Source organism: Anabaena sp. FACHB-1237 (genome assembly GCF_014696225.1).
In the GTDB taxonomy this organism is placed as follows: Bacteria; Cyanobacteriota; Cyanobacteriia; order Cyanobacteriales; family Nostocaceae; genus FACHB-1237.
On record NZ_JACJPV010000005.1, the window covers coordinates 31,918 to 55,748 of the forward strand.

General features: G+C 33.2%; 22 protein-coding genes. 9 read left to right on the plus strand and 13 right to left on the minus strand.

The features are described from left to right. Positions 1 to 11 precede the first annotated feature (11 nt). From H6F32_RS03740 to H6F32_RS03755, 4 genes are all read left to right on the plus strand, one after another. The gene (locus H6F32_RS03740; protein WP_190368003.1) at positions 12 to 851 is read left to right on the plus strand and encodes a hypothetical protein; all 840 of its coding nucleotides are present in this window, start codon (positions 12 to 14) and stop codon (positions 849 to 851) included. Positions 852 to 882: 31 nt separating this feature from the next. Then, entirely contained in the window at positions 883 to 1,893 is a 1,011-nt protein-coding gene (locus H6F32_RS03745) for a pentapeptide repeat-containing protein (protein ID WP_242031040.1), read from the plus strand. Positions 1,894 to 1,984: 91 nt separating this feature from the next. Continuing rightward, entirely contained in the window at positions 1,985 to 3,496 is a 1,512-nt protein-coding gene (locus H6F32_RS03750) for an FAD-dependent oxidoreductase (RefSeq protein WP_190368004.1), read from the plus strand. Positions 3,497 to 3,955: 459 nt separating this feature from the next. Beyond that, positions 3,956 to 4,390, plus strand: coding sequence for a molybdopterin-binding protein (locus H6F32_RS03755; RefSeq protein ID WP_190368005.1), 435 nt, complete (start codon positions 3,956 to 3,958; stop codon positions 4,388 to 4,390). Between the two features lie 305 nt (positions 4,391 to 4,695). Here the strand turns inward: H6F32_RS03755 and H6F32_RS03760 are convergent, their stop codons facing one another. Beyond that, positions 4,696 to 4,977 (minus strand): DUF427 domain-containing protein, encoded by a 282-nt coding sequence (locus tag H6F32_RS03760; protein ID WP_190368006.1) that lies wholly within the window; start codon positions 4,975 to 4,977, stop codon positions 4,696 to 4,698. Between the two features lie 37 nt (positions 4,978 to 5,014). Then, complete coding sequence (locus tag H6F32_RS03765) at positions 5,015 to 5,374, minus strand: hypothetical protein (protein WP_190368007.1); 360 nt, start codon at positions 5,372 to 5,374, stop codon at positions 5,015 to 5,017. Positions 5,375 to 5,592: 218 nt separating this feature from the next. Here H6F32_RS03765 and H6F32_RS03770 point away from each other — a divergent pair, with 218 nt between their 5' ends. Together H6F32_RS03770 and H6F32_RS03775 are read left to right on the plus strand one after the other, a co-directional pair. Beyond that, positions 5,593 to 5,994, plus strand: a complete 402-nt coding sequence (locus H6F32_RS03770) for a DUF2809 domain-containing protein (protein ID WP_190368008.1) — start codon at positions 5,593 to 5,595, stop codon at positions 5,992 to 5,994. 538 nt (positions 5,995 to 6,532) lie between these two features. After that, positions 6,533 to 8,197: a serine/threonine-protein kinase gene (locus tag H6F32_RS03775; RefSeq protein ID WP_190368009.1), complete on the plus strand. Its 1,665-nt coding sequence runs from the start codon at positions 6,533 to 6,535 to the stop codon at positions 8,195 to 8,197. Between the two features lie 317 nt (positions 8,198 to 8,514). On the opposite strand, the gene H6F32_RS03780 is transcribed toward H6F32_RS03775, so the two are convergent. From H6F32_RS03780 to H6F32_RS03795, 4 genes are all read right to left on the minus strand, one after another. Continuing rightward, positions 8,515 to 9,150 carry a hypothetical protein gene (locus tag H6F32_RS03780; RefSeq protein WP_190368010.1) on the minus strand — a complete coding sequence of 212 codons (636 nt, stop codon included), beginning with the start codon at positions 9,148 to 9,150 and terminating at the stop codon, positions 8,515 to 8,517. Positions 9,151 to 9,232: 82 nt separating this feature from the next. Then, positions 9,233 to 10,459 carry a GUN4 domain-containing protein gene (locus H6F32_RS03785; RefSeq protein ID WP_190368011.1) on the minus strand — a complete coding sequence of 409 codons (1,227 nt, stop codon included), beginning with the start codon at positions 10,457 to 10,459 and terminating at the stop codon, positions 9,233 to 9,235. A gap of 72 nt (positions 10,460 to 10,531) precedes the next feature. Continuing rightward, a complete protein-coding gene (locus H6F32_RS03790) occupies positions 10,532 to 11,326 on the minus strand; it encodes a serine protease (RefSeq protein ID WP_190368012.1) in 795 nt (264 codons plus the stop codon). Between the two features lie 6 nt (positions 11,327 to 11,332). Continuing rightward, the gene (locus tag H6F32_RS03795) at positions 11,333 to 11,881 is read right to left on the minus strand and encodes a COP23 domain-containing protein (protein ID WP_190368013.1); all 549 of its coding nucleotides are present in this window, start codon (positions 11,879 to 11,881) and stop codon (positions 11,333 to 11,335) included. 682 nt (positions 11,882 to 12,563) lie between these two features. Between H6F32_RS03795 and H6F32_RS03800 the strand changes: the two genes are divergently transcribed. Continuing rightward, positions 12,564 to 13,913, plus strand: a complete 1,350-nt coding sequence (locus tag H6F32_RS03800; RefSeq protein ID WP_190368014.1) for a family 10 glycosylhydrolase — start codon at positions 12,564 to 12,566, stop codon at positions 13,911 to 13,913. A gap of 72 nt (positions 13,914 to 13,985) precedes the next feature. On the opposite strand, the gene H6F32_RS03805 is transcribed toward H6F32_RS03800, so the two are convergent. After that, entirely contained in the window at positions 13,986 to 14,264 is a 279-nt protein-coding gene (locus H6F32_RS03805) for an Hfq-related RNA-binding protein (RefSeq protein ID WP_190368015.1), read from the minus strand. 244 nt (positions 14,265 to 14,508) lie between these two features. Here H6F32_RS03805 and dapF point away from each other — a divergent pair, with 244 nt between their 5' ends. Then, entirely contained in the window at positions 14,509 to 15,348 is an 840-nt protein-coding gene (gene dapF / locus H6F32_RS03810) for a diaminopimelate epimerase (RefSeq protein ID WP_190368016.1), read from the plus strand. Positions 15,349 to 15,466: 118 nt separating this feature from the next. Here dapF and H6F32_RS03815 read toward each other — a convergent pair whose 3' ends face one another. From H6F32_RS03815 to H6F32_RS03830, 4 genes are all read right to left on the minus strand, one after another. Beyond that, positions 15,467 to 16,213 carry a creatininase family protein gene (locus H6F32_RS03815; protein ID WP_190368017.1) on the minus strand — a complete coding sequence of 249 codons (747 nt, stop codon included), beginning with the start codon at positions 16,211 to 16,213 and terminating at the stop codon, positions 15,467 to 15,469. Between the two features lie 101 nt (positions 16,214 to 16,314). Further along, on the minus strand, positions 16,315 to 16,530 hold the full coding sequence (locus H6F32_RS03820) for a DUF2839 domain-containing protein (RefSeq protein WP_190368018.1): 216 nt from the start codon (positions 16,528 to 16,530) through the stop codon (positions 16,315 to 16,317). Between the two features lie 84 nt (positions 16,531 to 16,614). Then, on the minus strand, positions 16,615 to 17,382 hold the full coding sequence (locus tag H6F32_RS03825; protein WP_199294465.1) for an ABC transporter ATP-binding protein: 768 nt from the start codon (positions 17,380 to 17,382) through the stop codon (positions 16,615 to 16,617). 97 nt (positions 17,383 to 17,479) lie between these two features. Then, complete coding sequence (locus H6F32_RS03830; protein ID WP_190368019.1) at positions 17,480 to 18,697, minus strand: ABC transporter permease; 1,218 nt, start codon at positions 18,695 to 18,697, stop codon at positions 17,480 to 17,482. 512 nt (positions 18,698 to 19,209) lie between these two features. Here H6F32_RS03830 and H6F32_RS03835 point away from each other — a divergent pair. Then, entirely contained in the window at positions 19,210 to 20,559 is a 1,350-nt protein-coding gene (locus H6F32_RS03835; RefSeq protein WP_190368020.1) for a protein kinase domain-containing protein, read from the plus strand. Between the two features lie 63 nt (positions 20,560 to 20,622). On the opposite strand, the gene H6F32_RS03840 is transcribed toward H6F32_RS03835, so the two are convergent. Together H6F32_RS03840 and H6F32_RS03845 are read right to left on the minus strand one after the other, a co-directional pair. Continuing rightward, entirely contained in the window at positions 20,623 to 21,225 is a 603-nt protein-coding gene (locus H6F32_RS03840; protein ID WP_190368021.1) for a hypothetical protein, read from the minus strand. A gap of 479 nt (positions 21,226 to 21,704) precedes the next feature. Further along, positions 21,705 to 23,633 (minus strand): tetratricopeptide repeat-containing serine protease family protein, encoded by a 1,929-nt coding sequence (locus H6F32_RS03845; protein ID WP_190368022.1) that lies wholly within the window; start codon positions 23,631 to 23,633, stop codon positions 21,705 to 21,707. Positions 23,634 to 23,831 lie beyond the last annotated feature (198 nt).

Below are 23,831 nucleotides of genomic sequence, written 5' to 3' on the forward strand. Positions count from 1 at the left end.
GAGAAACATCAATGAATCTATCTATTATTCATGAAATTACTCAAGATTTAGAACAGCATGAAAACTCAAAAAGAATTAAAAAATTAATGTTTTATGCTTGTACAAATCAGTGGACAAATGATCAAAATCAGTTAGCACAATTAACATTACCACAATTAGTAGAACAACTATGGAATTTAAACCCCACAGTGGCAGATTTAAAATCCAACTTATCCAAAATTGCTAACACTCTCAGTAAGCCAAGTGAATATATCAACGTTGCCAATATTATTACCAGTAAAATCGAAAAAATATATTTTTGTTTTAAAAATGAAGAACTACCACAAATAATATCTAATCAACTTCATCAAAAATATCAAGTAAAAAATAATAAATATAATATTTTTGATATACGTCAAAATATTATGCGTCTTACCAACCCCTTGAGAGCAAAAATAGTCTTATTTTACGCAGTATATGATCAGTTTCACTTTAAATCAGAATATTGGTCAAAATTAAGATTAGAAACACTAGATAGTTTGATCACCAAATTATTTGATTCCTGTGAAACATTCTCCCAAGTAGAATCTAAACTTAATAATAGTGTTTTATCCTTGGGTATAGATGAGGAGAATAAACAAGCGGCTAGTACAATTAGCAGATTTATGAAAAATTTGTATAGTGATGTTTATTGCACATCCGTTTATCAAAATTCCATGAGTTCCATAGAAATGCAGACATTAGTTAATTCAGATGATGAAATAGATAATCAAACCCAGCTAAATATTATTAATAATGTTCATGAATTTTATCCCCATGAACTTGATGATAATAACACCTGTCCAGCATTAAAACCACCTACCAGAAAATAAACTTATCAATTATCTCGCACCAAATCTCATTATGGAAAACAGGAAAAATATGGATCCACAACGACTTTTAAGGCTATACGCACACGGAGAAACAAATTTTACAGGATTTAACCTCAATGGTATTAACCTTTTTGGTGCTGACTTAATTAAAGTAGTTTTTAAAGAAGCAAACTTAACTAGAGCTAATTTAGTATTGTCATATTTAAATCAAGCAGTATTAACCAAAGCAGATTTGGAATCTGCTAATCTTAGTGGGTCTAATTTAAATTATGCCAATTTAATGAATGCTAACTTACATAATGCCGACTTTCATGGTGCAAGTTTACAAAATGCTGACTTACGCAATGCTAACTTAACCTTGGCTACCTTTATTGATGCTAACCTGATGAATAGTGATTTACGTGGGGTGGATCTCAGTGGAGCTAATCTTAGTGGTGCGTGTTTAGTAGGAGCTAATCTGAGAAAAGAAGCTAGAACGTATGTAGCTGTTATGCGTGGTGCAAATCTCAGTAGGGTAGATTTACGAAGTACAGATTTAACTGGTGCAGATTTAACTGGTGTAAATTTAAGTGGAGCTAATTTAACCAATGCTACATTACGAGAAGCTAATCTCACTGATGCTAATTTAAGTGAAGCAATTTTAAATAATACATCCTTAATAAGTAGTAACTTATCAGGTGCTAACTTAAAAGGTGCTAGTTTAATTAATTCTCAACTAGCAAAATCAAACTTTACTAAGGCTGACATGACAGATGTTAACCTACAAGGTGCAATTATGTCTTTAGTTAAATTGAACAAAGCCATAATGATTAGAGCAAACTTAAATGGTGCTAGACTAAATAAAGCAGATTTAACTAGAGCAGATTTATCTAATGCCAGTTTAATTGATGCTGATTTAGTAGAGACTTATCTGGCCAGGACAAATTTTAGTGATGCTAATTTAACTAAAGCGAAACTAATTAGGGCAGATATTAGTGCTACAAATTTAGCTGGAGCAATTTTAGAGGAAGCTGTTATGCCAGATGGTACAATTTATTATTAAAGTAAAGGTTTAGCACTGGTAAACCCTTACAGGAGTCAGAATTATCAATTATCAATTATCAATTATCAATTATCAATTATCAATTATAAAAATGTCACAAGAAAATCAACAGAAAAAAGTTATTATTGTTGGTGCTGGATGGGCAGGTTTAGGTGCTACTTACCACTTGGCAAAACAAGGTTATGATGTCACACTTTTAGAAGCAGGAAAATATCCTGGAGGTTTGGTTGCAGGTTGGCAAACTAGCACTGGAAAGTCTGTGGAAGCTGGTATTCATGGTTTTTGGTATCCCTACAAAAATATATTTTCTCTTATTAATGAATTAAATATTAATCCTTTCACAAATTGGACTCGTTCAGCCCAATATTCTCCTGCTGGTTTGGAAGTGGAATCTCCTATTTTTCAACAATTACCAAAATTACCCACTCCTTTAGGAACTTTTATATATACTCAATTTCAAAGATTACCATTAATTGATCGTTTAAGTGCCTTACCTTTACTATATTCTCTGATTGACTTTGATAATTCTGATGATGCTTGGCAACGTTATGATTTTATTACCGCTAGGGAATTATTTAAAACTTTTGGAGTGTCGCAAAGACTGTATAAGGAAGCATTTGAACCGATGTTATTGGTGGGATTATTTGCCCCTGGACAACAATGTTCTGCTGCGGCTACTTTAGGAATGTTATACTATTTTATTCTGGCACATCAACCGGATTTTGATGTGGTTTGGTGTCGTGGTACTGTGGGGGAAAAAATCTTTCGTCCTTGGGTAGAAAAAATTACATCTTTGGGTGGAAAGGTGTTAGCTAAACATAAAGTTACTGATGTAATTGTTGATGAAAATAACATTATTAAATCAGTGGTTTGTGAGGATCAAAAATTCGATTGTGATGCGGTAATTTTTGCGGTTGGGGTTACGGGAATGAAGAAAATAGTGGCTAATAGTCCCACTTTACAACGACATCCACAATTTAGAAATTTACATAATTTAGGGGCAATTGATGTGTTAGCTACGCGGTTATGGTTTGATAGAAAAATCCATATTCCTCGTCCTTCTAATGCTTGTTTTGGTTTTGATGATGCTACGGGATGGACTTTTTTTGATTTGAATGCTTTACACGATGAATATCAACAGCAACAAGAAACGGTGGTAGAGGCGGATTTTTATCATGCTAATCAATTTTTGCATTTAGATGATCAGGAAGTTGTTAAGACTGTTCATGGTTATTTAGCTACTTGTATTCCTCAATTTAAACAAGCAAAGGTGGTAGATAGTAGTGTGATTAGGTTAGGAAATGCTGTGACACATTTTGCCCCTGGTAGTTATCGTTATATGTTACGGGGAAATACGGTGTTTAAAAATTTGTTTATGAGTGGTGATTGGATTATTAACCGTCATGGTTCATGGTCCCAAGAAAAGGCTTATGTGACTGGTTTGGAGGCTGCTAATTTGGCGATTTCTTATTTACAAATGGGTGATTTTGCTAATATTATTCCTGTGGAAGTTGATGAGGTTCATATTCAATTTGCTAGGAATATTAATCAATTGGGGCGTAATTTTAGTCAGTCTATTTTACCTAATTTTTGGTTGCCGTAGTTGAATTTAATAAGCTGTTGTGCTTTTAACTTGAATAATTAATACAAGCAAGATGCTTGTGCTACTGTAACTTTAGGTTTTTTAATTATACAGTGAGTGCTGCACATTAGCTTATCATGTTTTTCCATCTCCTTAAGGGTAAAATTTCAGCAAAAACTAAATACAGATACCGGACTTTTCAAAAAAAGTCCGGTATCTTCTATTTCTATTCCCTTGGAGGGAATAAGTTAGAAATTTGATTAATCATGAAAAAAATAAATCAGTAAAAAATGTTGATTTTTGCTACTATTGTACCAGAATTATACAGGACTTACCCAGTTGGCACATTGGTAGGGTGCATCAAATATCAACAATCTGTTTATTTGCAGGATTTATCCAGTGTGATGCACCCTACAAGAGATTTTTGGTGTGAGACTTGTATAAGTCCTATTATAGTTACTGAATAAACTACTAAAAATTATGCCAAGAAAAGAACAAGGATGGGTAACATTTCAAATATCAGAAGAAGAACGCAAGATATTAGAAGAATTTTGTGAAAATTCCCAACGTACTAAAACTGAAATATTGCGAGAATTAATACGAGGACTTAATAAGTATTCATCAGTGCCTACATCATTATCAACTTCCAAAGAAACAGTAAACAATAACACTCCTGAGTTGGAATTTGCGAGTTCTAAAAAACCTTTAAAAGTGAGTTCTCGCAATGTTCTCAAAGGAATTATTAAACGAGTAACCACTGGAACTATTAACACAGAAATAACTTTAGAAATAGTTCACAAAGTGGAATTAACCTCCATAATTACCAAAGTTTCAGCGGAAGAATTAGAATTATTTGCAGGAACAGAAGCCTATGCTGTAATTAAATCTAATGATATAGTCATTGCTAAAGATTAGTTATTAGTTACAGGTTTGTTTTGTGGGTGCGTCAAAATTTAATTATCATAGGAGTTATGCAGAAAGTAATCAAAAATTCGATTCTTTGGTAGGGGTAATTCATCAATTACCCCTACTTTCGTCATGTTTCGCGTAATTCCTTGATTAATTTCTACTGAAAAATTGGCTATTTACAGCACATTCCATCTACATGAGGTACACTATGAACACAGCAAGATGCCTGTTTTACAAGGGTTTTATCATTAACACCTGTACCTCATAATAACGGAAACTGCTGTAACACACCCTACAGATATAATTTTAGCTTAAGATTCTACTTTTACTCCTTTCCAAAAAGCTATATATCCTTCAATATTTTTCGCTCTTTCTTTGGTGCTAGGATAATACCAAGCAGCATCTTTATTAATTTGTCCATTAACAGTGATAGTGTAATAACTAGCTACTCCTTTCCAAGAACAAGTAGTGTGAGTATCGCTTTCTTGAAAATACTCTTTGTTGATAGTATCCGCAGGAAAATAATGATTTCCTTCCACAACTACAGTGTTGTTACTTTCTGCTAAAACTGCACCATTCCAAATTGCTTTCATAGTCAAAATTTCAAAAATGTTAATTTTTAATTGTGATTTAATTATGATACATTTCTGCATCAATATCAACTAGTTTAAATCCCCAAGGTTTGATGGCTGCGATCGCAACTTCTCTACTTACACCTTCATAAATTTCCCACAGAGAGTTTTTATCCTTGGGATGCCCATCTCCCACATGGCCAGCCACCTTGATCACGGGTAAACCTCCTAAATAATGGCGTTCCATACCTTTAGGAAGCACCAGACGCACTTTATGACCGATAAATTTACATAACCCCGTTTCTGCTACAGATTCACGGATCAAGCAGATATCACCAGCAGTCCCCCAAGTAGTTGAGTAGATATGCAAGAATGATATACAGTCTTGTGGTTTAATCGCTCTTTTTAAAATTTGCATTATCCATACCATTTATACTTGCTAATGAAATCATACCGCAGAAAATAGGGAATATCATATTAATTTATCATATTAGTTTATCATTGATTGATAAGAGCAAAAATAAATTCGGCATCTTTTGAGGTTTTTTTAACAGATAATTAGGAGATCATAATTATTACTAGTAACTAAAATCCAAAATAAATCCAAAATAAATCCAAAATAAATATTATCAAATCATGCCACTTTTGACAAACATTCAATTAAAGACGATTTTTTCTCTAGCAATTATCTTACCTATAGGATTATCATATAGTCGCTATCGTTTTTCTGTATCATGGTTAAATCAAGAAGTAGGGGGAATTTTTTATGAGATATTTTGGTGTTTATTAGCATTTTTATTTATTCCTACACGCAAAGCAGTTTGGCAAGTTCCAATATGGGTATTTGTGATTACTTGTTTAGTGGAATTTTTGCAATTATGGCACACACCATTTTTAAATTTCATCCGTTCATATTGGTGGGGAAAAATGTTATTAGGTTCTGTATTTACTTGGGCAGATTTTCCTTATTATATGATGGGGAGTACATTAGGATGGTTATGGTTAAAGATGTTATTGTGGGGATATAAAGAAAAGTGAAGAAAAGATTCATATATTTTTTGATGTCACTGTAGTATATTTATAGTATATTTATTGATTGGCAGGATTTACATAGTCATCATTGAATTACAATTCAACATCCTGTCAATCCTTCAATCCTGAATACAGCACATTCCATCTACATGAGGTACACTATCAACAGGCAAGATGCCTGTGTTACAAGGGTTTGATCATTAACATCTGTACCTCATAATAACGGAAACTGCTGTATCCTAATTAGTGACAATTAAAGTATAATATAATAACCCTGCTTCTGCACCCTAAACTGTCACACAACGAAAATTGGTCGTTTGGGGATTTGAGATTGGCGAACTGCTTGCAGCAGCACTTCGGTATCGCTACCTAAGATTTCGATCATTTTGTATAAAAGTTATCCTCAAAGTGGTTGAAAAATCCAATAGCGGAGCGTGGCGTTAGCCATAATTACCGATTGTGACACCGAGGGTGCAGAATGTGAGTAATAAAGACTATAATAAAAAGAGTATTAAAAGCAGCATTCCTACTATTTACTAAAGCCATGAGTCTTTGTATTAATCCTAACTGCCAAAATCCAGATAATCCGAATAATCGGGTAAATTGTGCTACCTGTCGTTCAGAGTTATTACTACAAGGGCGTTATCGGGTAATCAAAAAGTTAGGAAGCGGAGGTTTTGGTAATACCTTTGAAATTGAGGAAGCCAGAACCAATACTCCTAAAGTTCTCAAAGTTTTAAATAACTATGACCCTAAAGCCATAGAATTATTCAAACAAGAAGCAGATGTTTTAAGTAAATTGAGTAAATTAAATCATCCTGGTATTCCTCAAGTAGAACCAGATGCTTATTTCATATATAAGCCCTATCAAAGTAACTATCCAATTTATTGTATAGTCATGGAAAAAATTGAGGGAATTAATTTACAAGAATATATGGAAATCCGTAATTATCGTCCCATTGATCAAACTTCAGCTATTGAATGGTTAAAGGATTTAATTAATATCCTAGATGCAGTACATGGTGAAAACTTTTTTCACAGAGATATTAAACCCCCTAACATTATGCTTAATAATAGTAGCCAATTGGTACTAATTGATTTTGGTACAGTTAGGAAAAATACACGTACTGTGGTTAACCAACAAGGAGGAGTTACACAAATTAATTCTGCAGGTTATACACCGCCAGAACAACTCAATTTTAATGCTGTACCTCAATCTGATTTTTACGCTTTAGGCAGAACTTTTGTTTATTTACTTACAGGAAAATTTCCCCTTGATCCTGATATTTATGATAATCAAAATGATCAGTTAAATTGGCGTAATCATGCTCCTGAAATATCACATAAGTTAGCAGATTTACTAGATGATATGATGCAGCGTTTATATAAAGATCGTCCTCAAAATACTCAGGAAATTTTACGACGTATTGCCGCTATTGAAGCTAATGTAAAGTCTACCAAAACTCCCAATCAACCGCCAAATTCTACCTCTCAAACACTAAATAAGACAACACCAGTTACAGACAATTCATCTCCTGGATCAACTATGATTATGGAAAATAATCCAATTACACAAGATCCATCTTCTAGTTCAGATACAAATATTATTCCAGAAAATAATAATATTCAAAATCAGGGTTTAAGTAAACAGTTAATAACAGGAATTCCTCTTACTCTCGCTATAATTACTACAATTATTGCAATATTAATTATTGCAATATTCAGAGCAATTACAATTACACCAAGAGAAAATCTACTGACTTATGAAAATCAACAATATGGAATAAAAATAATTAAATATCCAGAATCTTGGAACAAAACAGAACCACAAAATCCACTGACAAAGGAATTTGTTAGTTTTATAGCACCTAAACAAAATCCTGAAGATAAATTTCAAGAAATGTTAACCATCGGTGTAGAAAATTTTAATGGTACACTAAATGAATTTGCTGATTCTAATATTAAAGACATTAAAAATACTATTTCAGCAGCAAAGATTCTTGAAACAAGTTCCACTACTTTGGCTGACGGAAAAGCTAAGAAAATAGTGTATATTGGTAAAAATGGCACAGATAATTTAAAGAATATGCAGATTGTCACATTAAAAGGCGATCGGGCTTATATAGTAACTTATACAGCAAAAACAGATGATTATGAGCAGTTTCTCCAAACAGTAGAAACAATGATTAAATCATTAGATATCTTGTAAAAATGATGGTAGGGACAATTCATGAATTGTCCTTAGGACAAGTTTCAACTTATGGAGATTTATGTCAGGTTTAGTGAATAAAGCCAAGACCTATATAAATCAAAGATTTGAGTATTTTTTGAGTTAAACAAGAGCAAGGCTTTTGAAAGTGAGGGTGGTAAAATAGAGCATTTTAAGTATGAAATATCGAAAAATTTATTACTGATTTTGTTACCAAAATATAACCCAAACTGTGGCAAGAGTATCTCTTAATTTTTATCTCTGTTTACCTCTCTCCAGCACACGATTTTTTCAGCAATCCCTGTCCCTATATAATTTTAGTCCTTAGGACACTCTCTAACTTTGTTAGATACCCACCGACGACAAGATAAAAAACCTAATAAACCACTGCCTTTTTCTGCACAATATCCTTTATCTGTTTCTGTTGCTTCTCGATTAACTTCTGAGACAGTAGAACTACTAGTCACAAAAGCAGAAAATTGTCCTCTTTCAATTACGGAATTTTCTTCTCTAATTTCATACTCAAAGTCATTGTTATCTCTTTTTACCACAAATACTCTATTGCGATGTTCAGTACCACTAGTTATCTCAGTTGATTGGGATGATCTACCTTTGCTATAGTCGCGTTCCGTAAAGGGAAAATTATCAGGAGACATTCCTCTGCTAATATTTCTAATAATAACCTTTCTGCCCTTTTTTGGAGGTTCTGTGGATGACGTAAACCATGCTTTTACTTTACCTATATAAATTTGGGAACTAGGACATTCGCCTACATATCTATATAAAGGTAGGACTATTTGATTCAGTTGTGATTGTCCGTCAACTTCAAAACCCACTTCTGGTTGAGCAGAAGAAGACTGTCCCCACACTGGAAAAGACTCCATAAATACTAATGGAGTTGAAAGTAGAAAGATTTTCATTAAATAAGATAGATAGCTAATTTTCTTGGACATTTTTATACCTCAATAGATGAAAAAAATTGATTAAAAAAATGCAAATTATTGAATTGCGAGGGAATGGAATTATTATACTAAACTATATCTTACAACTGTCCAAATAGGCAATAAATTTTCCCCAAATAGGACCATCTAAAAATAATTTAGGAAGATGTCCAACAGGAGCATCTGTAGAATAGTTAATATCTTCATTAGGGATGTATCTACCACGATAACGCCAGCCTAATTCAGTAGCAAAGTCTGCAAAATTTTGGTTATTTGATTCAAATTTGCTCCCAAATAACTCTTTCCACTTCTGTAGTTGCACCGTAAAACCAAACCTCCCTTGACTACTGGTTTTCCACATTTGACTTATCTTGCTTAAACTGGTGCAAGATAATCGAGAAATTCCCTTTTCATTAATTATATTAGAACTTTGACTCATAGCTAACAATAGAGATTTTGTTTCTTGATCAGCTTCTTTCCAGCTACCTTGAAATAAAAATTCTTCCAATTTATCAGTATTGGTACTAGAATTTGCTATAGTATCTGTTGGTGAAATTATATCTACACTTACCCCAATTCTAGTTAATAATGGTAGAAAAATACTGCTGGAAATTCCTGAATTTCTTCCTGATTTTATAATAGCAACATCCCTATTGATAAGATCAGGAATGATCTCAGTTGCTCTTTCACCTCTACCATGTATTGCTATAACTTGCTTGGCATCATTTAGAACTGCTCCTCCACTCATTCCTGGTAATGTAGGATTATCATAACTTAAATTATAGCCATCATTATTAATATAAGTTTTACCAATATTTTCTATTACTTTCCCGTCTCGGCAATCATAAATAGATGATTTTATGGCTCCAGTTTTTACTGGATAACCAGCCACATAAACTTTTGTTCCTCTTTTTATTTTTTCAGAATTACTAAATTTAGCAACTTGATAATCTTCATCACTTGTAAATTCTAAAATAGCTAAATCAAGATTATTTGCTAGGGGTTTTACTGTTTCATAATTAAATTGATGTATTTGTTTATCTGCAGTCAATATTTCATATTTAAGTTTTGGATCATCAACAACATGATAAGCTGTAAGCACAGTGTAAACATTACCTTTTTTATTGATAATTACACCAGAACCTGGTTTTCGACTATTGATTAAAACAGTTATTTTTTCAGCGATTCTATCTACTTTAGTATTACTACATATTGCCTGAGCAACTTCCGACTGAATAAATGTGATTAATACTCCACTGATTACTGTTAATATTTTATACTTAATCTTCATAATTGCTAGAATTGTGTATTCATAATTCATTTATTTGCCTTCCTCTGTCAAAATCTGAGATAATAAATTTGGTGCAATGTGAAAACCAGCGTCTTCGGATAACTATCTATGAAAATCTGAATTAGATATCTCGAATTTACCCATCATTTGCACTACCTGATCTATTGGTATAGCCCAACTCAAACGTACAATTTCTTGATGTAACTTTTCCTCTGCTTGGGAACCATCAATAAACATAGAAGGAGCATCCCATAAAGGATAAGCGTGCATTCCATTTACACCTACAACCTCACCCTGCTTATTCAATAAAGCACCGCCACTCATCCCTTTTTCTAAACGATTTGTATATCCCACTTGATAACCAGCTTCTAAGGCTTTTGATAACACCAAAGATACTGTACCACCAATGAATACAAAGCTGACTTGTTGACTTTCCTCCTCCATGGGAAAACCAGCCACAAATACCTCATCTCCTACTTTGGGAACATTACCAAAATTGGCCACAGAATACACTTTTTTAATACTCGAAAATTCCAATATTGCTAAATCATAATTGTGAAAATTTATATTTTTTGGTACATCTGCTTGATAGATTTCTCCGTCTGGTGTTTGAATACGATAGGGTGGATTATCTGCTCGTAAAACATGGGCATTGGTTAATACTCTATAAACTGAATTTTGTTTATTCAGTAATATTCCTGAACCCAAAAACTCTGTTGATAATATCTTTACAGTAATTGCCATTGCTTTTTCCTGTAATTGTACTAGTGATAATTGAGTGGGCAGTTGTATAATATTGGATGGTTCAGTGTAAGTATTTATAGTTGCTACTGAACTTAAAACCAACATTGACAAACTGCCTATATAAGTAATAACTTTTAATACACGCCAATTCATGTTAATTTAATCTGCTTCAACCGTAGCATTATCCAGATAAAGATCGAAATCAATATTGATTGCGTCATCTGCACTTTCATTGAGTACATTACCAGCAGCTAAACCCCGACGATCTAACAGTCTGCGTAAAGTCTCTCCAGGATTAACCCCACGTTTGAGGGTAAATAATAAATTCCTATCTGTACAAATAGTATTTTTCTTAATACCAGCACAAACAACTGGTTCACCTCTAAGCGTCCCAGTAGTAATATTTTTCAGAGTACGGTTATCATTACTGCGTTGAAATCTTCGTGATACCTCTTCACAACGTTTTTGAGCAGTCCAAGGTGGCGGAAAATAACTATTTGATGTCCAGTTAATTATGGTAACTTTCCTCCCATCTTGAGTACGGGCAAAGGTAACAGGTATCCCTTTACTTTTGCCACAGTAAAAATTTGTTCCTTGGCCGTTACTGGGTTGAACTAGGGTAGTAATTGTGGCTAATGTTGTTAGGGAAGCTAAAGTAACCGTTGTTGTTACTCTCAGCAAAATTTTACTAAAAATTTTTTCTTTCATAAATAACAACCAAGCTAATAATGCTGGTATTTACGCTAATCTAAGATAGATATTATTTATCATACCACTATAATGGTGTTTTTTATGAGTATAAAGTTTTTGTAAAGTTAATAAAATTATATTTGCATAATTAATAAGTAAAACTAATGAATAGCCACAAATACTTTTAAATGTTTATAATTCACTCAAGTTCATAAAATCTCATATTTATACTTTATTTATACTTTATTTATACTTTGTGATCATTTAATTGATAGCTTACACAAGACAATGGATAGGTTATGACGTAAGTTAATTGACTAGATCCCCGACTTCTTTAAGAATTTGGGGATCTCCTCCTAAGTCACTTTTTCATAAATACACTATGAGGTAATACCCGTATATTATGTCCAATTAATATTTATTTAAATTTAATTTAATTAAATTTAAATAAACATAATTATATTATGGGTAGATATTGTTAATTTTGTCAACAAGGAAATTTTGAGATTTTTATGAGGACTTTTGTAACCATTTTTAAAGATATAACCGAAAATTAGACCATCGGAGTTGTATCTTATTGATGTTAATGAAGTCTTTGAGTATCTGATTAGTAGTGCAGGCATTTTACCTGCTAGAGTTAGACAAATTTCATAGACTAGATAGACTAAAAAATACTGTATTACTCAATCAATATATCACTATGGCACAGAAAAAATTAGAACCCAAACAAGACAGCAAAAAACAACCCAGTGGATGTGGATGTGCTAATATTCCTCTATCTTTAATTATCGTAATTATGGGATGTTGTTATTGGTTATTTACCCAAAGAGATAATTTAAAAATTAGTCAATTTGTTTCTAATATTGTCTCTAATTTTTTAGCAGAAAATCCCCAATTGAATATTGGTAATATTCCTATTTTGCAACCTCAAGTTACTCCTACTTTACAACCTACTCCTTCTGTCATTTCTGTTAATAGTCAAAATGCAAATTCTCAAACTACCAACACTGCAACTACAAAGATCAAACCTTCTGTAATTCCTCCCTCTTCTCAACCAAGTTTATCAACTAGGCCTGATATTACTGCTAATCAAGAAAATACCATTAATAAAACACCACAGAAAAAAAGTAAATTAACTGCCAAAGTACCTGCAAATACTTGGGATAAAAAAGGCATTAAAGCTATTTATTTAAGTCGTTATCAAGTTACTAATAATGCTAGTGAAGCTACAATTCGTCAACGAGTACGCTATTTTCGTTCCCAAGGATTTAATACTATTATTCATGGTGTTTGGGGGAATGGTTGTACAATGTACAATAGTAAAGTTATGCAGCAAACTTTAGGTTTTAAAAGTTGTCCCAATAACTTTGAGGATCAATGGTTAGATTGGTTAATTGATGAAGCCCATAAACAGAAAATAGAAGTTCATGCTTATTTTGAAAAAGGGATTAAAATAGATAAAGACAGTCCTATTTTTGATTTAGCAATTGCGCGAAAATGGATAGTTCCAGGGATAGATAAAACCTATCCAGGAATAGAACATTATGTTTTAGATGTAGAAATTCCTGAAGTTGCTAATTTATTTAAAAATACTTTAGTGGAGTTTGTACAAAGATATCCTAAAATTGACGCTGTACAATGGGATGATTATTTAGGTTATCATGCTGATTTACCAGGAAAAGTAGATCGTACCACTAAACTAACAGCTTTTGTACAACAAATGATTGGGGGAATGAAAAAAGCAAATCCCAATGTAAGTTTTGATATTTGTCATCATAATCCTTATTGGGCTAAAAGATATTTTGCTGCAGACTGGGAAAAATGGAATGTGGATAGAGTATTTATTCAAGTTTATAATGATGCTAATTTTCAGGAGGAATTAAATTATGTGAAAAATTATGATGGTATTGCTTTTAGTGAACAGCAATTTTCACGGTTAAATGATGTGGTAAAAAATCCAGATGTTAAGAGTATTTTAGTGTTTCCTTTGTCGGGTAAACCGGAAGAAACTGCTTCTAAATTAAATAGTTTACTGACAAATAGTAAATAGCTGTCGGCTATCAGTAGTCAGCAGTCAGTTAATAAAGATGATCTTATGCTTCAGTTTGCATACTATACTTGTCTATTCAGACGCAATTTCTACACTAGCATTTTGTGGCACTAATTTCCGTTTTTGTACTATCATACCAGTAGGTTTCATGTAGGCGATCGCTTGTTTCCAAATAGTAGTTTGTCCACCCACATCATCTACTATACACATACAATTGTGATCTTGCCAAAAGATATTACCAATAATCACATCTCCTGTTAATAATTTGATTTCAACTATTAATTTTTCTTTCTGACATTTTTGAATTTGTCGAATACTAGGTAAGGATGTATCAAAGTCATTACTCGCCATTGTTTTATTTCTTATAATTAGTATTGGTTAATTTATCTATTAGCTTTAGTGACGTTTTTATAGCCTAAATTTTTATGATACTTGATATTGGTAAAATTGGCAATTTTCCTCTCTGTGATAATTTGTCAAACTTGAGATTTTTCACAGTGAAAAATATAATATTATTTCCGATCTGCTGATAGCTTGTAGCTGACGGCTGACTCCTCATCATGTAATATATACTTAATAATTCATTTACAGCAAAATGACTCTCGAATTTACAAAATATCACGGATTAGGTAACGATTTTATCCTCATTGACAATCGTTCTTCGCTTACACCCATTTTAACACCACAAAAATCTATAGAATTGTGCGATCGCCATTTTGGAATCGGTGCTGATGGTGTAATTTTTGCACTCCCTGGTCAAAATGGTACTGACTACTCCATGCGAATTTTTAACTCTGACGGTTCAGAACCAGAAATGTGTGGTAATGGTATTCGTTGTTTAGCCGCATTTCTCACGGAGTTGGAAGGAGTGAACCGCACTAAAGATAGTTATCGCATTCATACTTTAGCTGGAGTAATTACACCTCAACTGACAGATGATGGACAAATTAGAGTAGATATGGGTACACCCCGCTTATTAGCTATAGAAATACCTACTACATTAGCACCTGCTGAATTTCAAGTTATTAATCAACCTTTAGAAGTGGGTGATAAAACTTGGAATGTGACTTGTGTAAGTATGGGCAATCCTCATTGTATCACTTTTGTAGAAGATGTACATCAGATAGACTTAGAAAAAATTGGTCCACAATTTGAAAATCATCCAGTTTTTCCTAAACGTACTAACACGGAATTTATCCAAGTTATTAACCGCAACTATTTAAAAATGCGAGTTTGGGAAAGGGGGGCAGGTATTACCCTAGCTTGTGGTACAGGTGCTTGTGCGTCCCTGGTTGCAGGAGTATTAAATGATAAGTGCGATCGCACAGCCACAATAGAATTACCCGGAGGATCTTTAGAAATAGAATGGTCACAAAGCGACGATAAAATCTACATGACAGGACCTGCAGAACGGGTATTCACAGGTAAGTATTAAATTATACTAGTCACTTGTCATTTAAGCGATTGTCTACAGAATTGTAGGCGATCTGCTTACGGTTAGCATCTGTAGTAACAGAATATTTGATAACTTACGCAAGTGTCAAGGTTGTGATCTATTCATCTTTGATAAACTCTAAATATCCCTTACTTAATTCTTCCACAGCTACATCATAAAATTGTTTACCATGTTCTGGTGTAGCTAAGTTAGGATTTGATCCCATTCTTCCATCAATGTAACGAGAACGAAAATCACTCGCACCATAAATTTTATGTCCCCTAGCAACTTCGGCAGATAATTCCACTTTTTTAATGGCCTGTGGATACATATATTGAGTAACAGCAACTTCGCTAGGAGTAGCATGAGAACCTTCTTCATCTCCATACAATTCTTTGGCTAGTTTATAAACAGAACTACACATAAACCAATTTGCAATTTGACATTGTACTTTTTCATAATTAGCAATTTTTAAATCTTCTAAATAAGCGTAGGTTTCCGAAAATGCAGCTTTTAAAGTCGCAATATTTCCACCATGTCCATTAATAAAATAAAACTTGGTAAACCCAGCTTTTACTAAACAAGTAATCTGTTCTTTTACTACTAATATTAAGGTACTAGGACGTAAACTAATTGTACCAGGAAAACCAGTATGATGTAAGGCCATACCAATATTAATGGTTGGCGCTACCATTGCTTGATTAATTTCTCCCACTCCTTTAGCGATCGCTTCTGCACAAATCGCATCTGTACCAATTAAACCACTCGGTCCATGTTGTTCTGTTGAACCAATGGGAATTATAATTCCTGGGGATTTTTTTAAATAAGTTTCTACTTCTTGCCAAGTGCTTAAATGTAAGATCATTTTCTATTTTTTACCATTAATTATTATTACGGTTCCGATCCTTCTCTAGATCCCGGACTTCTTTAAGAAGTCCGGGATCTTAGTCCTGGATCTTAAGCTCATTATCCAGCAACTTGCCACCATCCAAAAGCCGGACCAATAAATCTAATTGTTACCCATATAACAACCATTGTACCAATACCAATCCATGCTCCGCGAGTTGTCCAAGTTACAAATAATTGCGCCTGGGTTTTGGTGATGGGTAACCAAGGTAATATATTAGCTTCTTGACCATACTTATCGCCAATAGTCTCTTTACGACGTTTTGCTTCACCCATAATTAGTTGTTTACTGTTATTTACTTGCTGTTTACGTTGATGTTAAGTTGCTATATCGCCATTTTATATCATTTTTTGCGCCCATTAAGATAACACTAATTGATGTAATTCATGGGGAGTTAAATGAGAATGTAAAACTTGTCCATCACGAAACCAAACCACTCGTTTTGTTTGACGCGCAACTTCTGTTTCATGAGTCACTATCACTACAGTAATTCCACTAGTATTAAGTTCATTAAATAAGTCTAATACCTCTTGGGTAGTGTGAGAGTCCAACGCGCCAGTAGGTTCATCTGCTAATAATACCACAGGATGATTCACAATTGCACGAGCGATCGCTACTCTTTGTTGTTGTCCTCCTGATAATTGATTAGGTTTATTATTTAAACGATGTTCTAAACCAACTCTAATTAATGCTTCTTTAGCCCGATCTTTTCTTTCTCCAGGTTTAATACCAGCATAAACCATCGGTAACATCACATTTTCTAAAGCTGTTAATTGTGGTAATAAATGAAATTGTTGGAATACAAAACCTAGTTTTTTATTGCGAATACGCGCCAATTCCACATCATTCATATTCGCCACATTTACCTGATCTAAATAATAACTACCAGCAGTAGGACGATCTAAACATCCGATAATATTCATCGCTGTAGATTTTCCCGATCCTGAAGGTCCCATAATGGCACAATATTCACCTTGTTTAATTGCTAAACTCACATCATTTAAAGCTCTAACTTCTGTTTCTCCACTACCATAAACTTTACAAATATTTTCTATGTGAATAATTCCTGATTCTGACCTACCATCATCAATATTTGTATGATGATTATTTATCACGGTATTTGCCATATTTTTCACCAACTTTTCCTTACTATTAACATTTGTAAAATTGTCTAATTTATGTCTCAATCCCTTAGATAATTAATAATCTTCCAATTATCAATTATTAGGCCGTTCTTAACGCTACCATTGGATCTAATTGAGCCGCACGACGCGCAGGAACAACACCAAAGAATAACCCAATACTACCAGAAACTCCCACGGCTAAAATTACCGCACTTGAAGAAACTTTTGCTTCTAACGGTGTCAATATACTCACTAATAATACTCCACCTCCTCCTAACGCAATTCCCAAAACTCCACCAGCTATAGAAAGAATTAGAGCTTCAATCATGAATTGTAATAAAATATCATTTTGCGTTGCCCCAATCGCTTTTCTTAAACCTATTTCTTGGGTTCTTTCTGTCACAGAAACTAACATAATATTCATAATTCCAATCCCACCCACTAGTAAAGAAATACTAGCGATCGCTGCCAACATTAGTGTTAATCCTCCCGTAATTGTACCAATAATTTCTAAAATGGTTTTTTGAGTTCTCACTGTAAAATCATCTTCCCCAGTAATTTTATGACGTAATCTCAATAAATTAGTAATTTGAAATTCTGCTGCTTTAATACTCTTTTCATCTTGAGCAGACACGGAAATTAAAGATAGATCAATTCCATAGGGAGATGTTTTACCCACAATTCTACTAGACATAGTAGTTATAGGAATAAAAGCCACATCATCATTATTATTACCCAGAAATGTTCCCTTAGACACTGTAATACCAATTACTTGAAAAGCTACATTTTGAATGCGGATTTTTTTACCAATAGGATCTTCTTTATCAAATAATTTTCTCGCTAGTTCAGGACCTAATACCACCACTGCTTGATTGCGTTTCACATTCAAATCATCAAAAAATCTCCCTTTTTCTACTTCAAAACTACGCACAGTTAAATAATTGGGAGTAGTTCCTATAACTGAACTACTAGAGTTTTTATTGCGGTAGTTTATCGTTACTCTCGTGGTAATTTCAGGACTCACATCTTTAATTGATCTTACTTGTCTCAAGATCGCTTTTGCATCTTCCAAAACTAAAGTTTTTGGTTGAGAAATTACTCTATTGCGTCCTTCTGGACTTCCAGGAACAATAAATAATACATTTGATCCTAAGGATTCAAATTGTTTACTAGCTAATTTTTGCCCCCCTTCCCCAATACCAATCATCGCAATTACTGAAGCATTGCCAATTATAATTCCTAACATCGTTAAACTACTTCTCAACTTATTAGCTAATAATGTAGTAGTGGCCATTTTCACACTTTCTAAAATATCCATATTTTCCCAGGTACAAAAATTGATTTATTGTCTTAGATATCTTGTATAAATCAGGCTAGAAGCCTAATCTACTATAAACATAGTAACACAAGCTGCGTAAAATCATGTAAACCTTCACTTACAAGCGCATAAAATAAGCGACGAAGTTATTTTCAGCTATTGACATCGCCGAAAAAACCTGTTATCATAGTCCTGACGAGGAAGAACTATCTTGTCTGTATAAGCTAATTCAATCAAAATTAATAGCAAATAATCAGGTTTAATAAAATATAGCGTTTTATAATTTAATGAGGTACACTTATAAGCTAATGTGCAGCACTCACTGTATAATTAAAAAACCTGAAGTTACAGTAGCACAAGCATCTTGCTTGTATTAATTATTCAAGTTAAAAGCACAACAGTTTAGCTAGTAAAATACCCAGCATACAAGAATTTTACCAGTGATATTTTTACCTTATTTATCTATATGCTATGTTAAAAATAGTTTAGGATAGATTAGAGGAGTGAAGACAGTGATCGGCAAAATCATTAAAAGACGTTATGAAATTATCAGTCTTTTAGGAAAAGGTACATTTGGTACTACTTATTTAGCACAAGACAACGACTTACCGGGATATCGTTGCGTAGTTAAGCATTTTACCCCATCAAGCAAAAATCCAGAAGAATTAAACAAAGCTACAGAATTATTTGCCAGAGAAGCTCAAACATTACAAAAGTTTCCCAAACATAATCAAATTCCCACACTTTTAGCTTATGTTCAAGAAGATCAGGATTTTTTCATCATTCAAGAATACATTGAAGGACATGATTTAACAGAAGAATTATCAAAACTTGCTGGTGTTACTATGCATGAAAATTCTGTAATTGAATTATTAATAGATATACTGGAAGTATTAGCAATAATTCATGAAAATAAAATTATTCATCGAGATTTAAAACCTAGTAATATTAGAAGAAGAACCAAAGATAATAAAATTGTCATTATTGACTTTGGTGCTGTTAAGCAAGTAGGAGATCCAGTACAAACAATTGTCGGTACTTTTGGATACATGGCACCGGAACAAATACGAAAAAAACCACAACTTAATAGTGATATTTATTCCATAGGAATCATTGGCATTCAAGCATTAACAGGAATTGATGCTCTAAATTTAAAAGAAGATAGTGTCACAAGAAAAATAATTTGGCGAAATAGTAGCAAAGTCAGTCATAAATTGGCCAATATTTTAGATAAAATGGTTAGTTATGATCCCACAGAACGTTATGAAACAACACAAAAAGCATTAAAAGATCTAAAAGTATTAAAAAGTGGTGGTGATAAATTAAATGTATGGTGGATAATTGTAGTTAGTTTTTTACTAATTACAATTACAGGATTAGCAATATTTTTGTTTATTAAACGTCCTGTTGCTGAGTGTGGAGGATCAACATTACCATATTCTCACCAAAAATATCTAGTAAATATCCCATATCCTGAATGTTGGAACCGGGATGACTCGGAAGATCCTTACGGTAAAATAGTAACATTTATTCAACCTGATTTAAAAGCCAAGTTGATTATTCATGCTTTTGAATATTCACAGAATTTAGATAATTATCAAATATCAGAAGTTGACGATTTAAAAACATCCTTAGATATGGCAGATATAATTAAAAAAAATGATGCTATTATTGCCAACAAACCAGGTAAAATGATCATTGTTACTGCTAAAGATGGTAATGAAAAAATCAAAAATATGTATTTACTAACTTTAAGAGGAAGTACCGCTTATCGCATTACCTACACCGCATCAGAAAAAGACTATGATAGATTTTTACCAACGGTAGAATCAATGATAAAATCATTAGAAATTAATAAGTAAGTTGAGAGTCAGATCCCCGATTTCTTACAGAAGTCGGGGATCTTATGGGGATCTGATTGTCAATTATTCCTGCTTAATCGCACTGATTAAAATTCCTAAAATCTTTTTCACATCCTTGATATAATATTCAGTTAAATCAATAGAAATTATCTTATTTTCCAACTTTAAAAACTGCCAAATAGTACCGATAGTTACAGCACCATAAATAATCTTAATCGGATTTTGTTTTTGTTGATTAAACAGTTGGGCAGCCAGCATTTCCGCTATACATTGAGCTAAACCTGATTTTAAGTTCTCATTTTTACTTTCTACCAATGTAATTACAGGTGCACGGATAAAAAGCTGTTCTTTAGAAAGACTAATCAGAAAATCACAAAAACCATTTAAACCTTGTTGGTTATCCACATTAAAATCTACTCCTGAAAATAGACTAATTTGATTATTTAATTTCCTTCTCACTTCTAATAAAATAGGGCTAATTATCATTTCCGAACGAGCTTTTTCTGTATTAATTGAATTTGCTAAATCAACATTTTCTTTCAAAATTATTGTTAATAAATCACTAGGTTCTTCTTCTGATACATCCGCAAATAATCCCGATACTTCATTTAATGTCAATTCAAATTTTTGGATAATTTCACTTAATTTAAAATCACTATAAGCCATTTTTTGTTACCTTTAATAATTTCTGTCTGAATCAGGATAAGCAAAATGTTAGGATGTACAAGATGGATATTGACTGTGATTTTAACATATTAACGTAAGTTGCCAGTTAGATGAAGTAGAGTGCATCATAATCTTAAAATTGGTGATTTTCACCTAAATTATTCTGTCTGACGCACCCAAAAATTAATAACTAGCAACTTGGGTTATTGTTTGTCAAAATCAGGATATCCAGGATTTTAAGATTTACAGGATTTTCATCATCTCAAAATTGTCAAGATTATCCTTCACTACCCCTTGACAACTTTCTGAATTTACCCTATCATTAAATTATTGTGGAAATCTGTGCCGGCAGATATAGTCAAGTTATGAACAGGATCATAGAAACACAGATAGCAAACCTTCCCAAATACCCATCAACATTATACAAATAACCATCCTATACATCCTTAAATCCTGGGTATCCTGATTCTGAGAAAATATTATTGTTTTAATTCTCTAGGTAAAGTAGATAGCAATTTCTTAGCATCTCTGATTATTTTATCACCCCAAAGATTCTTTTTGAGAAAGTTGACATCAGCAAAGTTTTTATTTAATTTTAACGCAGTCGCTGCTAATTGATAAGCTTGTTCTTTTTCTCTTTTAGTATATAAAGCCACAGCTAAAGCTAATATGGGTTCAGCTGATTTATTATCAATTTTCATGGCTTTTTGCCATTGTTTAATAGCTGTTTCTTTGTCTCCCTGTTCATATTTTATCAAGCCTATATTAATAACAGCACCTAAACTATTGGCATCTTTAGCAACCGCCTGATTATATTCAGATATTGCAGCTATGTAGTTTCCTTGTTGATGATAAACAACTCCCCGGTTGAAGTAGGCATTGGCATATTTAGGATTAATATCAATAGCTTTGGTGAAATCTGCTATTGCTCCTTGGTTATCTCCTAAATCAGATTTAGCATTTCCCCGGTTGAAGTAGGCATCGGCATATTTAGGATTAATATCAATAGCTTTGGTGAAATCTGCTATTGCTCCTTGGTTATCTCCTAAATCAGATTTAGCATTTCCCCGGTTGTTGTAGGCTAGGGCATATTTAGGATTAATATCAATAGCTTTGGTGAAATCTGCTATTCCTCCTTGCTTATCTCCTAAATTATATTTAGCAAGTCCCCGGTTGTTGTAGGCATTGGCATAGTTAGGATTAATATCAATAGCTTTGGTGAAATCTGCTATTGCTCCTTGCTTATCTCCTAAATCAGATTTAGCAACTCCCCGGTTGTTGTAGGCTTGGGCAAGGTTAGGATCAATATCAATAGCTTTGGTGTAATCTGCTATTGCTCCTTGGTTATCTCCTAAATCAGATTTAGCAACTCCCCGGTTGTTGTAGGCATAGGCATAGTTAGGATCAATATCAATAGCTTTGGTGTAATCTGCTATTGCTCCTTGCTTATCTCCTAAATTATATTTAGCAAGTCCCCGGTTGTTGTAGGCATAGGCATAGTTAGGATTAATATCAATAGCTTTGGTGTAATCTGCTATTGCTCCTTGCTTATCTCCTAAATCAGATTTAGCATTTCCCCGGTTGTTGTAGGCATCGGCATTGTTAGGATCAATATCAATAGCTTTGGTGAAATCTGCTATTGCTCCTTGGTTATCTCCTTTACTGTATTTATTATAAGCTACAGCAAAATAATCATCAGCTTTTAAACCTACTCCTGACGACTTAATACGCTGATCTGACGTAATTCGCACATAAGTATTAATAGGAACACCAGCATATCTATCTGTGTTTCCTTGACTGTTTTCCTCTATTAATCCATTAATACCAATTAACTCACCCTGTTGATTTAAAACTGGTCCCCCACTCATCCCCTTTAAAATTTTATTAGTATAAATTAAATTATATCCACCATCTACGGTTACTTGGGTAGCATTAGCGTTAATTTGTCCATTCCGACATTCAAACAAATAACTATTAATTGCACCAGTTTTAGCAGGAAACCCAGCAGTATAAACATTATCCCGACGTTTAGCGTTATCAGAATTACCAATTTTAGCCACTTGATAACTCCTACTACTATTAAACTGCACCAGTGTTAAATCTATATTTGTTGCTAATTGCTTAATATTTTTAACATCTATTGGATAACGTTGCCCATCAGGAGTGACAAGGGTATATTTTAAAGTTTTATCTGCAACGTTATGAAAAGAAGTGAGAATAGTATAAGTATTACCATCCCGTTTGATGATAGTTCCTGAACCACCATTTCTATTTTCAATTAAAACGGTGATATTTTGGGCTATATCATCAACCTTTTGAGGACATGGTAAGTTTTGTCCTCTCGCTGGAGATGCCAGAGTGATAAATGTGAGAATAAATAAGCTAGAGATAGTATATTTGTACTTCATATAGTTTTCATATTAGTTTATTCAAATATCTATTATAAAGACATTTATCTTTCTGAAGTTGTACTTAATTTCAAACCTGGGTTCTTTAACTGCTACAATGGGTAAAAATATACTTATGATTCAGATACCGGACTTCTCTAAGAAGTCCGGTATCTAACTACTCACTATTCAGATACCGGACTTCTCTAAGAAGTCCGG